The organism is Delftia sp. UME58 (assembly GCF_014170385.1).
Lineage (GTDB): Bacteria > Pseudomonadota > Gammaproteobacteria > Burkholderiales > Burkholderiaceae_C > Comamonas > Comamonas acidovorans.
Window position 1 is genome coordinate 134,277 of record NZ_LZZV01000114.1, and the last position, 12,669, is coordinate 146,945.

12 protein-coding genes are annotated in these 12,669 nt (G+C 67.5%); 5 read left to right on the forward strand and 7 right to left on the reverse strand.

The features are described from left to right. Positions 1-49 precede the first annotated feature (49 nt). Both A9976_RS29955 and A9976_RS29960 read right to left on the reverse strand, forming a co-directional pair. The gene (locus tag A9976_RS29955; protein WP_183021975.1) at positions 50-1,330 is read right to left on the reverse strand and encodes a hypothetical protein; all 1,281 of its coding nucleotides are present in this window, start codon (positions 1,328-1,330) and stop codon (positions 50-52) included. After that, positions 1,311-3,662 (reverse strand): RND family transporter, encoded by a 2,352-nt coding sequence (locus tag A9976_RS29960; RefSeq protein WP_183021976.1) that lies wholly within the window; start codon positions 3,660-3,662, stop codon positions 1,311-1,313. Before A9976_RS29960 ends, A9976_RS29955 begins: the two co-directional genes overlap by 20 nt. 234 nt (positions 3,663-3,896) lie before the next feature. Between A9976_RS29960 and A9976_RS29965 the strand changes: the two genes are divergently transcribed. The 4 genes from A9976_RS29965 to A9976_RS29980 all read left to right on the forward strand — a co-directional run bounded on the left by A9976_RS29965 (position 3,897) and on the right by A9976_RS29980 (position 6,313). Next, the gene (locus A9976_RS29965) at positions 3,897-4,997 is read left to right on the forward strand and encodes an NAD(P)/FAD-dependent oxidoreductase (RefSeq protein WP_183021977.1); all 1,101 of its coding nucleotides are present in this window, start codon (positions 3,897-3,899) and stop codon (positions 4,995-4,997) included. A gap of 202 nt (positions 4,998-5,199) precedes the next feature. Continuing rightward, a complete protein-coding gene (locus A9976_RS29970; RefSeq protein ID WP_012205816.1) occupies positions 5,200-5,511 on the forward strand; it encodes a DUF883 domain-containing protein in 312 nt (103 codons plus the stop codon). Between the two features lie 8 nt (positions 5,512-5,519). After that, on the forward strand, positions 5,520-5,939 hold the full coding sequence (locus tag A9976_RS29975) for a phage holin family protein (RefSeq protein ID WP_183021978.1): 420 nt from the start codon (positions 5,520-5,522) through the stop codon (positions 5,937-5,939). A gap of 2 nt (positions 5,940-5,941) precedes the next feature. Then, positions 5,942-6,313, forward strand: a complete 372-nt coding sequence (locus A9976_RS29980; RefSeq protein WP_183021979.1) for a hypothetical protein — start codon at positions 5,942-5,944, stop codon at positions 6,311-6,313. Between the two features lie 174 nt (positions 6,314-6,487). Here the strand turns inward: A9976_RS29980 and A9976_RS29985 are convergent, their stop codons facing one another. Next, positions 6,488-7,534 (reverse strand): quinone-dependent dihydroorotate dehydrogenase, encoded by a 1,047-nt coding sequence (locus tag A9976_RS29985; RefSeq protein WP_183021980.1) that lies wholly within the window; start codon positions 7,532-7,534, stop codon positions 6,488-6,490. 34 nt (positions 7,535-7,568) lie between these two features. Here A9976_RS29985 and rpiA point away from each other — a divergent pair, with 34 nt between their 5' ends. Next, a complete protein-coding gene (rpiA, locus tag A9976_RS29990) occupies positions 7,569-8,261 on the forward strand; it encodes a ribose-5-phosphate isomerase RpiA (protein WP_183021981.1) in 693 nt (230 codons plus the stop codon). A 21-nt stretch (positions 8,262-8,282) separates the two neighbouring features. Here the strand turns inward: rpiA and A9976_RS29995 are convergent, their stop codons facing one another. The 4 genes from A9976_RS29995 to folD all read right to left on the reverse strand — a co-directional run bounded on the left by A9976_RS29995 (position 8,283) and on the right by folD (position 12,589). Continuing rightward, positions 8,283-8,657: a hypothetical protein gene (locus tag A9976_RS29995; protein WP_220808979.1), complete on the reverse strand. Its 375-nt coding sequence runs from the start codon at positions 8,655-8,657 to the stop codon at positions 8,283-8,285. Positions 8,658-8,700: 43 nt separating this feature from the next. Continuing rightward, the gene (locus tag A9976_RS30000) at positions 8,701-9,396 is read right to left on the reverse strand and encodes a glutaredoxin family protein (protein WP_183021983.1); all 696 of its coding nucleotides are present in this window, start codon (positions 9,394-9,396) and stop codon (positions 8,701-8,703) included. Positions 9,397-9,610: 214 nt separating this feature from the next. After that, entirely contained in the window at positions 9,611-11,659 is a 2,049-nt protein-coding gene (locus A9976_RS30005; protein ID WP_183021984.1) for a M3 family metallopeptidase, read from the reverse strand. Between the two features lie 75 nt (positions 11,660-11,734). Next, positions 11,735-12,589, reverse strand: a complete 855-nt coding sequence (folD, locus tag A9976_RS30010) for a bifunctional methylenetetrahydrofolate dehydrogenase/methenyltetrahydrofolate cyclohydrolase FolD (protein ID WP_183021985.1) — start codon at positions 12,587-12,589, stop codon at positions 11,735-11,737. Positions 12,590-12,669 lie beyond the last annotated feature (80 nt).

Here is a 12,669-nt window from a genome sequence, read left to right on the forward strand (position 1 = left end):
CTTGTCAAGTATTTCGGGGGCGGATAAGGGGTCGTGACGGAGCCTGGTGCTAGAAGGAACGGCGTGCGGACAGATAAAAGGAGGACTGTCCGCGCCATATGCCGTATTCGCTGGCGGCATTGCCCCACAGGCGCATGACGCCTGCGTCGAAACGCCATTGGTCGTCCATTTGCCATTGCGCGTACAGCTCTGCCGAGCCGCTGCGGTCGCTGCTTTGCAGCACGCCGCGCAGGCCGACCTCCAGGCTGGTGTCGAGGAAGCGCTCGCGCACCAGGTAGGTCAGGCCGTGGCGCCGCTGGCTGCGGCCTCCGTTCAGCGGCGAGGCCGCCTGGCGGTCGAAGTAGGCCTGCAGGTTGAAGTAGGGGCCGTCGTCGAACTGGCGGTCCCAGCCCAGCACCGCCCGCACGCGTGGCGAGCGTCCCAGCGCGCCCGTGTTGGTCGAAACCAGCGGGGCATCGGGCTCCCAGGCCATCTCGCCGCGCAGGCCGTGGTTGCCGAGCACGCCTTGCACCGCCGCGCCCAGGGTGCGCACGGCAGGCGCCGCGAAACGCCCTCCGCCCAGGGCCAGCGGCTCGCGCGCATGGCCCTGGTAGGCCAGCATTTCGAGGTCGAAGCCGTTGCCGTAGCGGATCCAGCGCACGCCGTATTCCGGGCGCGCGGGCGTCTCGACGCGGGTGGGCGAGGCGCCGGAGGCCGCACGCTGCTGGCGCAGCGCCTCGGGCTCCCAGGGGCTGCCGGCCTGCGGCAGCCGGCCGACGCCGGCACGCGGCACCCACACCAGCTGCAGCCGCCCGCCCAGGGCTTCGCGCTCGGCCGTGGCCAGCCAGGACGGCAGCCGCGTGGTGTTGCGCATGCCGCCCGCGAACGGGTCGGACAGGTCCACCGGGTTGACCAGATCGAGCACGCTGCGCCCGTCCGCCGCGCCCCAGCGCAGCCTGCGGCGTCCGGCGTCGAGCCGCCAGGCGCCGAGGTCGCGGCCCAGCGTCAGCTCGTGCAGGCGCGTGCGCACGGTGGAGTGGCGGTAGGTGGCCAGCGGGTCCCAGTCCACATAGGCCGAGGCCAGCAGCGACAGCGGGCCCGACTTCCACTGGGTTTCGAACCAGGCGCGCTGCGTCGCGCTCATGGCATGGCCGTCGTCCAGGCGCGAGCGCAGCTGCGACATCAGGTGGCCCGAGGTGGTCCAGGGTGCGCCGGCGTCGGCGGTGGCGGGCTCCGCCTGCGCTGCACCGGAAGTGGCGCAGGCCAGGGCGATACAGGCCGGGGCGATGCAGGCGCCGCCCCAGGCCCCGGCCCAGCTGGCGCGCAGAGGGCTAGGACTGGGCCTGGGCATGCGACGGCATTACGGGCACCGGCACGCGCGGCGGGAACAGCGTCAGCAGGGCCGGCACCAGCAGCAGGTCGCTGACCAGCGCGCACAGGAAGGCGAAGGCCGCGACCAGGCCGAACTCCGACAGGTCCGTGCTTTGCGAGAACACGAAGGCGCCGAAGCCCATGAACAGCACCGAGGAGTTGAACAGCAGCGCGCGGCCGATGTGGCGCACGGTGGCGCGCAGCGCGGCGGCCTGGTCGCCCAGCTCGCCCAGGTGGCGCCGGAAATGGGCGAAGAAATGCACGTTGTCGTCCACCGCCACGCCGATCACCACCGGCGCCAGCATCATCAGCGGCAGGTGCAGCGGAATGCCCAGCAGGCCCATCAGCCCGAAGGCGAAGACCACCGGCAGCACATTGGGCACCAGCGCGATCAGGCTCAGCCGCAGCGAGCGCAGGATCAGCAGCAGCAGCAGGGCGACGGCCGCCAGCGCCAGGCCGAAGCTCAGCATCTCGCCCTGCACGATCAGATCGCACAGCGCCACCACCAGGGCGAAGTTGCCGGCCGCCGCCAGGCGCGTGTCGGGTGCCAGCAGGGGGGTGGCCTCGCGATCGATGAAGGCCTCCAGCTCGCGCAGGTCGCGCGAGTCCAGGCTGCGGGTGCGCACGGTGACGCGCGCCTGGGCGCCGTCGAAGGACATCAGCCGCTCCAGCGACTTGCCGCCGCTGGTTTCGTAGAGGAACAGGTACTGCGCGGCCTGCTCGGGCGTGTCGGGCAGCCGGTTCCAGGCCGGGTCGTCGCCGTGCAGGGCCTGGTTGGTGCGCGCCACCACATCGGCCAGCGAGCGCGTCTCGGTCACCATGGGGTGGGTGGCGATGCGCGCCTGCAGCGCCGCCATGCGGCGCAGGAAGTCCAGTTCGCGCACACCGTCGGGCTTGGGGGCGGTGAGCACCAGCTCCACCGCCATCGCGCCCTTCATGCGCTGGTCCATCAGTTCATAGGACAGGCGCAGCGGCGCGCCGCGCGGGAAGCTCTCCACGGTCTTGGTCTGCGGCTCGACGCGGTGCGCCGCGCCCACCGCCAGCACGGTGGCGGCCAGAAAGCCCAGCGCCACCGTGCGCGGCCGGGTCATGGCGAAGCCGATGGTGCGTTGCAGCAGGCGGTCCAGCCTGCCTTCGTGCTGGCCCTCACGCTGTGGCGCGGGCCGCGCCTGGCGCAGCGCGCGGCCGCTGGCCAGCAGGGCCGGTGCCAGCACCAGCGACAGTCCTGCCGCCAGCACGATGCCCACGGCCGCGAGCACGCCGAGCTGGTTGATCGGCTTCAGGGGCGCGCCGCCGAAGGCCAGAAAGGCCGCCATATTGGTCAGCGTGGTCAGCAAAATGGGCACCGCCACCCGCTCCAGCGAGCGCGACACGGCATCGGGATGGGGCGTGCCGCCCTCCAGCTCCTGCTGGTAGTCGGCGATGACGTGGACGCTGTCGCAGATGCCGATGCTGACCAGCAGTGTCGGCAGCATGGCGGCCAGCCCCGTCATCGGCCAGCCGAAGACGGCCGCCAGCGCAAAGGTCCAGACCACGGACAGTGCCATCACCACCAGCGGAATCAGCGCCGCCTTGAAGCTGCGCAGCAGCACCAGCAGCATGGTGCCGAACAGCCCCAGGCCGATCAGCCCGAAGCGGCCGATCTCCTCGCCCACCAGCTGGTCGAAGGCCTGGGCCATGACCGGCCCGCCTATCAGGTGCGTGTGCAGGTCGGGAAACCGCGCCACGATCTCGGCGACGGCCGGGCCGACCTCCTTGCGCTGCATCTCGCGGTCGCCCGGATAGGCCTTGAGCTCCACGACGATGGCCGTCAGCGTGCCGTCGTCGGACACGAAGCGCCCGGCCAGGGCCGGGTCGGCTAGCGCGCGGCTGCGCAGCCGCGCCAAGTCCTGGGGCGCGCTGGGGATGTCCTTGAAGAGGGCTCCCACATGCAGCGTGTCGCCCTGGGCGCTCATGACCTCGGCCGAGCCCAGCCAGGAGACCTCGCGCACATAGGGCGTGTCCTGCTCCAGCGCGGCGGCCAGCGCCTTGACGCGGCCGAGCAGCGCGCTGGAGAAGACCTCCGGGCTCTCCACCAGCACCACCACGCTGTCGTCGTTGCCGAAGGTGCGCTCGAAGTGCTTGACCGCGAGCAGCCGCGCGTCGTCCGCCGCGAAGTAGGACGCTTCGCTTTCCTCGAAGCGCAGGTGCTGGAGCTGCAGGCCCAGGATGACGGTGACTAGGGCGACGATGGCGAAGACGACATAGCGTCCGCTGACGATGCGCTGTGCCCACCAGGTGCGCCGACGCGGCTGTGATTGCGGTGAATGCATGGGAATCCCAAGGGGGGTGAAACCGGCTGTCCGGGCGTATGGTCACGGCCGGGGAAGCATTGGATTGGCAAAGTTAACTGAGAATCGTTCTCGACTGTGGGCGCAATTGTTCGTGCCGGATCAGACAGGGCAGGGAATGGCGCGCGCGCGGTCACAGGCGCCGTGAAGGACGGTCTCTCGCGGCCTGCCAGGCGCGCCGATAATCGACAGTCTGGTAAAAAACAGGCGGACAAGATGAGCGAACAAGTCGATTGCGTGGTGGTCGGGGCAGGGGTCGTGGGGCTCGCGGTGGCCAGGGCGCTGGCCTTGCAGGGCAGGGGGGTGATGGTGCTGGAGGCGGCCGAGGCCATAGGTACAGGTACCAGCTCGCGCAACAGCGAGGTCATCCATGCGGGCATCTACTATCCGCAGGATTCCCTGAAGGCGCGTCTGTGCGTCGAAGGCCGGCAGCGGCTGTATGCCTACTGCGAAGAGCGCGGCGTCGAGTACCGGCGTTGCGGCAAGCTCATCGTCGCGACGGATGAGGCGCAGCGTGGGCAGCTGCAGGCCATTGCACGCAAGGCCGAGGCCAATGGCGTCCATGATCTGCGCTGGCTGGAGCGTGACGAGGCCCGGAGCCTGGAGCCCGCGCTGCAATGCGTGGCGGCCCTGTCTTCGCCGAGCACCGGCATCATCGACAGCCATGGGTTGATGCTGGCCTTGCAGGGCGATCTGGAGCACGCGGGTGGCATGGTGGTCTGCCATGCCCAGGTGCAGGAGGCGGCCGCCGTGTCGGACGGCATCTGGCTGCGCACGGAGGACGGCACGGAATTGACGGCCAGCACGCTGGTCAATGCCGCAGGGCTGCAGGCACCGGCGCTGGCATCACGCATCCGGGGCTTGCCGTCGCAGTACGTGCCCCATGCCTACTACGCCAAGGGCAACTATTTCACGCTGGCGGGGCGTGCGCCGTTCTCGCGACTGATCTACCCGGTGCCCGAGGCGGCGGGTCTGGGCGTGCACCTGACCCTGGACATGGGAGGGCAGGCGAAGTTCGGCCCTGATGTGCAGTGGGTCGATGGCGCGGACGATCTGCAAGTGGATCCGGCGCGTGCAGAGGCCTTCTATGCGGAGATCCGTCGCTACTGGCCTGAGCTGCCCGACGCCTCCCTGGAGCCTGGCTATGCAGGAATCCGGCCCAAGATCAGCGGCCCCGGCGAGGCCGCCGCAGACTTCGTGATCCAGGGGCCTCGGAGCCATGGCGTTGCGGGCGTGGTGCAACTGCTGGGCATCGAGTCACCGGGATTGACGAGCTGCCTGGCCATTGGCGCGCATGTGGCGCAATTGCTGGCCTGAGGATCTGCCGGTTCAAGACACACGGCCACGGCAGGCCTTGTCTGACAAGGCGCAGGCCCCCTCGCTTCCCGGAAGCCCGGGAACAATTGGATAAGATGCTTGTATGTAACAAGGGCCCTGCCCATGTTGCGTGACAGGTATCGGGCGACATGATTGCCTGCTCCCCGCTGTATTTGTTTTCACCTCAATAGAAAGGCTCATCATGACGAAATCGATCACTGACACCGTCTCCACCGCACAAGCCGATCTTGAAAAGCTGGTCGGCGACCTGCGTGGTCTGCTGTCTGCCAAGGAGCTGGACGCAGTGCCGGAAATCCATATGCTGCGCCAGCGTATCGATGATGGCATGTCCAATGTGCGTGAGTCCGCCGTGCGTGCGGCGCAGGAAGCGGCCCGCCAGGCCAAGGATGCCGCCTACGCTGCCGATCGCTACGCCCACGATGAGCCGTGGCGCGTCGCAGGCGCTGCCCTTGCCATGGGTGCCTTGCTGGGCTTCCTGCTGGGTCGTCGCTGATCAACGGCATGCCTGACCAGAAAAGGATGCCTGTGAATTGGATTTCCCTTCTGGGTTTGGATGCCTGGGTGGCGCGCTGGCGCGCTTCCGTGATCGAGCTGGCCATCGCCGCAGAGGACCGGACGGACCTCGCCCGGCTTGAGTGGGCCGAGCACAAGCGCAGCATGCAGACGGTGGTCGTGCTGCTGATTGCGCTCGCTGGACTCAGCGTCGTGGTGATGCTCACGCTGTCGGTGGCCTTGCTCGTGCAGTTCTGGGATACCGAGCACCGCGTGCTGGTGGCCTGGCTGGTCGGCGGTGGCTGGCTGGCGGTCTGGGCCATCGCCCTGTGGCAATTGCTTGCCGCCGTGCGCCGGCTGGCCCGCCCCTTCATCCTTACCCGCAACGAGCTGAGCCAGGACTGGCAGGCGCTGAAGAAGAGGCTGTAGCCATGGTCGATGCTTCCAACGCTTCCCCGTCCCGCAACGCCATCGCGCCGCCCGCGCCCACGGGGCTCAATGCGCAGCTCTGGGCCACATCCACCGTTGAGCAGCAGCAGGTGATGCAACGCATTGCCCAGCAGCGCGAGCGCCTCAAGGCGCGCTCTGCGGCCGTGGCCCAGGCCCGGGCATTGAGCCGCTCTGCCACCCAGGTGCAGCCCGATGCGCCGCTGGTGGAGCGTGCCATCACCTTTGCGCGCCTGCATCCCGTGGCCGTGGCCGTGGCGGCCGGTGCCGCACTGATGGTGGGCCCGCGCAAGCTGCTGCGATTCGGCACCACCGTCATGCCCCTGATCCTGCGCTGGCAGCAGCGCAGGGGTTGAGGGCCGAGAAGCCTGCTTCTCTCCCAAAGAAAACGCCCGGCATGCCGGGCGTTTTCGCGTTCTGCATCCAGTGCGGCAGCGCTGGCGGTGGTGTCTTGGACGAGCCTGCCTTGGCTGGAAACGGCCAGGCAGCCACCTGGCTACTGCCCGGCAACTGTCTTTCTGGCACCGGCCTCAACGCAGCTGGGCTATGGCGCGTGCGGTCTCGGGCACCAGGGCAGGGCCTCGGTAGATCAGGCCGCTGTAGATCTGGACCACGTCGGCGCCTGCGCGGATCTTGCTGACGGCATCCTCGCCGCTGAGAATGCCGCCCACGCCGATGATGGGGTAGCGGCTGCCCAGGGCGGAACGCAGCTGGCGGATGACCTGGTTGCTGGCTTCCAGCACCGGCGCGCCGGACAGGCCTCCCGTTTCCTGCGCGTGGGGCAGGCCCTTGACGGCTTCCCGGCTGATCGTGGTGTTGGTGGCGATCACACCATCCATGCCATGGCGCTGCAGCGTGGTGGCGATGACGCCGACCTGCTCCTCATCGAGATCGGGTGCGATCTTCACGAACACCGGCACCCGCTTGCCATGCTGCGTGGCCAGCTGCTCGCGGCGCTCGGCAATCGCACCCAGCAGGGCGTCCAGCGCTTCGTCGCTTTGCAGGGCGCGCAGGTTCTTGGTGTTGGGCGAGCTGATGTTCACCGTCACGTAGTCGGCATGCGGGTACACGCCGTCCAGCGCCTTGAGGTAGTCGCTGGTGGCGTCTTCGATGGGAGTGGTGGCGTTCTTGCCGATGTTCAGCCCCAGCAGCATGGGCTTGCCCTGGGCGCGGGCCTGTGAGCGCCTGACGTTGCTCAGGAAGGCATCCAGGCCTTCGTTGTTGAAGCCCAGGCGGTTGATCAGCGCATTGCGTTCGGGAATGCGGAACATGCGCGGCTTGGGATTGCCGGGTTGCGGGCGGGGTGTCACGGTGCCCACCTCGACGAAGCCGAAGCCCATGGCGGCCAGCGCGTCGATGCAGCGTGCATTCTTGTCCAGACCCGCTGCCATGCCCACGCGGTTGGGGAACCTGAGGCCGGCAAGTTCGACGGGGTCACTCACCATGGGCTGTGCCCATGCCTGCTGCAGGAGCGTGTTCTGCCCCTTTGCCATCAGGCTCATCGTGAGATCGTGGGCGGATTCGGGGTCCATGCCGAAGAGAAAGGGACGGGTCAGGGCGTAGGGGATCAGAGACATGGGGATAATCAAAGGATTACCTGGATTTTCCCTCATGACGACATCTGCTGCCTCTTTTTCCCAAGATGAACTCAAAGCCCTGGTCGGGCAAGCCGCACTGGCCTATGTGGTGCCCGGCGAAATCGTCGGCGTGGGCACCGGCTCCACGGTCAACAAGTTCATCGATGCACTGGCCACCATCAAGGACCGGATCCCGGGCGCCGTGTCCAGCTCCGTGGCCAGCACCGAGCGCCTGAAGGCGCTGGGCATCAAGGTGCTGGATGCCAACGAAGTCGCCAGCCTGTCGGTCTACATCGACGGCGCCGACGAGATCGACGGCCGCGGCTACATGGTCAAGGGCGGCGGCGCCGCGCTGACGCGCGAGAAGATCGTCGCTGCGCTGGCCGAGCGCTTTGTCTGCATTGCCGATGCGTCCAAGCGCGTCGAGGTGCTCGGAGACTTTCCGCTGCCTGTGGAGGTGATTCCCATGGCGGCTGCCCAGATTGCGAACCGCTTCAAGGCCCTGGGTGGCCGCGCCGAGATCCGCAGGAAGGACGGCGTGCCCCTGGTGACGGACAACGGCCAGCACATTCTTGATGTGCGCGGCCTGAAGATCTCCGAACCGCTGGCCTTCGAGTCCGAAGTCAACCAATGGCCTGGCGTGGTGACCGTGGGAGTGTTTGCGCACCAGAAGGCATCGGTCTGCCTGCTGGGCACGCCCGAAGGCGTGCAGACGCTCAACTATTGAGCGAAGGCCCCCCGGCCTCGGCTAGCCGAGGCTCTCGAACGCCACGGCGCCTGTGATCCATGCGAGCAGGGCCACTGCACCCAGGCACAGCGCGCGCAACGAAGCTTGCGCGCGCTGTTTCTTGTGGCGCTGCATGAGCAGGGCGATGGCCGCCAGCCCCGTGTAGACGGCAAGGAACGCAGCCGTCGTCATGTAGTAGGCCAGGCGGTTGAGGCCGTTGCCCAGGCCTCCGTCATGCATGAACCACAGCGTGATCAGGCAAGGCACCAGCACCAGACTGGCCAGCCTGAAAGGCTCTCGCCATGAAGGCCTTGCAACCAGGCTCCACACGATGAGCGCGGGCAGGCCGACAAGCGTGGCAAGCCTTGCCATGGTCCAGACCACATCGGACAGCATGGAATCCACTGCCGGGCTCGTGATTGCTGCGGCAGGCGCTTGCCTAGAAGCTCAGGCCTGCGGGGTTGTCGTTGGTGCGTGCACCAGGCGCCGGGGCGGGCGTGGGAAGGCGCCTGCTGCCCTGGTCCTCGGCAGCGGCGGGTGCTGCTGCGCGCGCCGATGCAGCCGCCGACGCAGCGGGCGTAGGCGTGGTCAATGGCTGTGCCGATGGACGCCTGTACTGGGCAGGCAGTTGCGAGGTGGCGGGATAGCCTGCGGCGTCCAGGTACTGGGTCCATTCGCTGGACGAGAAGCCGCTCAGGAACTGCTTGCCAACGGTGGCAAACGGCAGGCTGTTCTGGCCGCTGAGCTTTTGCAGGGCAGCGGCGTCCGCCTCGGTCTGCACCAGGCGCTCGGCATAGGGAATGCCTCTGGCTTGGAGCAACTGGCGCGCGCTGTCGCAGGGCGCGCAGTCGGACGAGGTGTACAGCGTTACCGGAAAGCGGCCGGCGATCTGGCGCAGCGCATAGGGCAGGTTGGCATTGCTGTCAGCGGTGCCCGCGACTGACGGGGCGGCAGGCGCTGCCTGCTGCTGGGCGCTTTGGGCCGGGCGGTCCGAGAAAGTGACCTTTCCATCGGGTCCGACAATGCGGTGCACCTGTTGCGCACCGGCCGGCAGTGCTGCGGCAAGGCAGGCGAGGGCGAGGCAAGGCATCAGGTGGCGCAGCGCGCCGTGGCCAGAGCTGAGTGAAGACTGCATGGACGATCTCGATTGAAGGAGAGAAGGGTTGCGTGCCAGGCATGGCCAATGCGCCGCTGGATGGATGCCTGACCATGAGTGCCTGCAAGCATAGCGTGCCATCCACCCAGGGCTGCCTTGCCGCACAGCCGGATGTGGTGGTGCGCATCCGGCCGCGTTGGGCGGGCCAGGAAAAAGCGCCCCATCGGGGCGCTGCAGACCTGGGGCCGGGCTCTCAGGCCCGGGCCATGCCCTGGTGGCGCAACAGTGCATCCAACTGGGGTTCGCGGCCACGGAAGGCCTTGAACGACTCCATGGCCGGGCGCGCGCCCCCGGCCTCCAGAATCGCCTCGCGGTAGCGGCGGCCCGTTTCGGGGTTGGGCGTTCCATCGGCGAGCATGGTTTCCTCGAAGGCCGCATAGGCATCTGCCGAGAGGACTTCGGCCCACTTGTAGCTGTAGTAGCCGGCTGCATAGCCGCCTGCAAAGATGTGGCTGAAGGTGTGGGCCGAGCGGCTGTAGGGGGTAGAGGGCAGCACGGCCACCTCGGCGCGCACGCGGGCCAGCAGCGGCATGATGTCTGCCTTCGGATCATGCTCGGTATGCAGCAGCATGTCGAACAGCGAGAACTCGATCTGGCGCAGCGTCTGCATGCCCGACTGGAAGTTCTTGGCCGCGATCATCTTGTCGTACAGGGCGCGCGGCAGCGGCTCGCCGCTGTCCACGTGGGCGGTCATGTGCCTGAGCACTTCCCATTCCCAGCAGAAGTTCTCCATGAACTGGCTTGGCAGCTCCACGGCATCCCATTCCACGCCCGCGATGCCCGAGACGTCGCGCTCGTTGACCTGGGTCAGCATGTGGTGCAGGCCGTGGCCGGTTTCATGGAACAGCGTGATCACGTCATCGTGCGTGAGCAGGGCAGGCTTGCCATCGACGCCGGTGGCGAAGTTGCAGACCAGGTGAGCGACCGGCGTCTGCAGCCTGTGGTTGTCGGGGCGCAGCCAGCGGGTACGCACATCGTCCATCCAGGCGCCGCCACGCTTGCCCGATCGCGCCGGCTGGTCCAGGTAGAACTGGCCGACCAGCTCGGGGCCTTGCGGCGTGCTGCGCTCGATGCGATAGAACTCGACGGCGGGATTCCAGACCGGCGCCACGTCGCGGCGGATGGCCACGTCGAACAGCGTCTCGACGATCTTGAACAGGCCGGCCAGCACCTTGGGCGCAGGGAAGTACTGCTTGACCTCCTGCTCGCTGAAGGCATAGCGCGCCTCCTTGAGCTTTTCGGAGACATAGGCCCAGTCCCAGGGCTGGGGATCGGCCAGGCCCAGCTCATCGCGTGCGAAGGCGCGCAGGTCGGCGACATCCTTCTCGGCATAGGGGCGAGCCCGGTGCGCGAGATCGCGCAGAAAGTCGATCACCTGCTGTGGCGAATGCGCCATCTTGGGAACCAGCGAAATCTCGCCGAAATTGCGGTAACCCAGCAACTGCGCCTCCTCCTTGCGCAGGGCCAGGATCTCCGAGATGTTGGCCGTGTTGTCGAAGCGGATGGCATCGCCCTCGGCCTGGTCGGAGGCGCGTGTCACATAGGCGCGGTAGAGCTTCTCGCGCAGCGCACTGCTGGCTGCGAACTGCATCACGGGCAGATAGCAGGGCATCTTCAGCGTGAGCTTGAAGCCTTGCTTGCCTTCGGCTTCGGCGGCGGAGCGGGCTGCCTGGCGCACATCCTGCGGCACGCCGTCCAGCTCTTCGGCCGTGGCATAGTAGGCGAATGCATCGGTGGCGTCGAGCGCGTTCTCGCTGAACTTCTGCGTCAGTTCGGCCGAACGTTCCTGGATCTTGGCAAAGCGCAGCTTGTCCTCGCCCCGCAGCTCGGCGCCGGAGAGCACGAAGTTGCGCATGGCATGGTCCCAGGCCGCGCGCTGCTCGACATTGAGCGTGGCGGGGTCAATGGCCTTGTACTTGGCGTACAGGCGCTCGTCGGCACCCAGGCGTGTCCAGAATTCGGTGACCTTGGGCAAGGACTCGTTGTAGGCGGCGCGCAGCTCGGGCGTATCGGCCACGCTGTTGAGGTGGCTGACGGCGCCCCAGGCCGTTCCCAGCTTCTCGGTGGCGACATCGAGCACGGCCGAGATCGAATCCCAGCGCGCCGGAAAGTCGGGTGCCGTGACGGTCTCCAGGGCCTCTGCGGCCCCGGTCAGCAGGATATCGATGGCCGGGCCGACATCGGCAGGGCGTATGCGATCGAACAGGGGCAGGTCGGAGGATTCGAGGAGGGGATTGCTCATGCGTGTCAGATGCCGTCGGGTGCATTGAAATCAAGCGGCTCCCCAGGGAGCCGCCCGATGGTTGTCAGCTCCTGGTCAGCCGGCGGCGCGCTCGGCCGCCTCCATGGTGTTGACCAGCAGCATGGTAATCGTCATGGGTCCGACACCGCCGGGTACGGGCGTGATGAAGCCGGCCACTTCCTTGACGCCGTCAAAGTCCACGTCGCCGCAGAGCTTGCCTTCGTCGTTGCGATTCATGCCCACGTCGATGACCACGGCGCCGGGCTTGCACATGTCGGCCGTCAGCACGTTGCGCTTGCCGACGGCGGCGACCACGATATCGGCCTGGCGCGTCATGGCGGCAAGATCGGCCGTGCCGCTGTGGCAGATGGTCACGGTGGCATTGGCGGCCAGCAGCATCATGGCCATGGGCTTGCCGACGATGTTGGAGCGGCCGATGACCACGGCGTGCTTGCCGCGCAGGTCCTTCATGCCGATGGATTCCAGCATCTTCATGCAGCCGTAGGGGGTGCAGGCCTTGAAGCCGACTTCGCCCACCATCAGCGCGCCTGCGCTGGCCACGTGAAAGCCGTCCACGTCCTTGAGCGGCGAAATGGTCTCGATGACCTTGTGATCGTCGATGTGTGCGGGCAGCGGGAGCTGGACCAGGATGCCGTGGATGGCCGGGTCGTTGTTCAGCGCCTCGACGCGGGCCAGCAGTTCGGCCTCGGTCATCGAGGCATCGTACTTCTCCAGCACCGAATGAAAGCCAGCGTCCTCGCAGGCCTTGACCTTGTTGCGCACATAGACCTGGGAGGCCGGGTTGTCGCCGACCAGGACCACGGCCAGGCCGGGCGTGGTGCCGTGGGCCTTCAGGGCTGTGGCGCGCTGGGCGACTTCGGCACGCAGTTGGCGGGAGAGGGCGTTGCCGTCGATGAGTTGGGCTGTCATTGCAGTGAATACCAATAAAAATGCTGCTAGGGCTTGTTGATCAAGCGCTAGCAGCTCTTTGAAAAAAGCGGTGGTGTCTC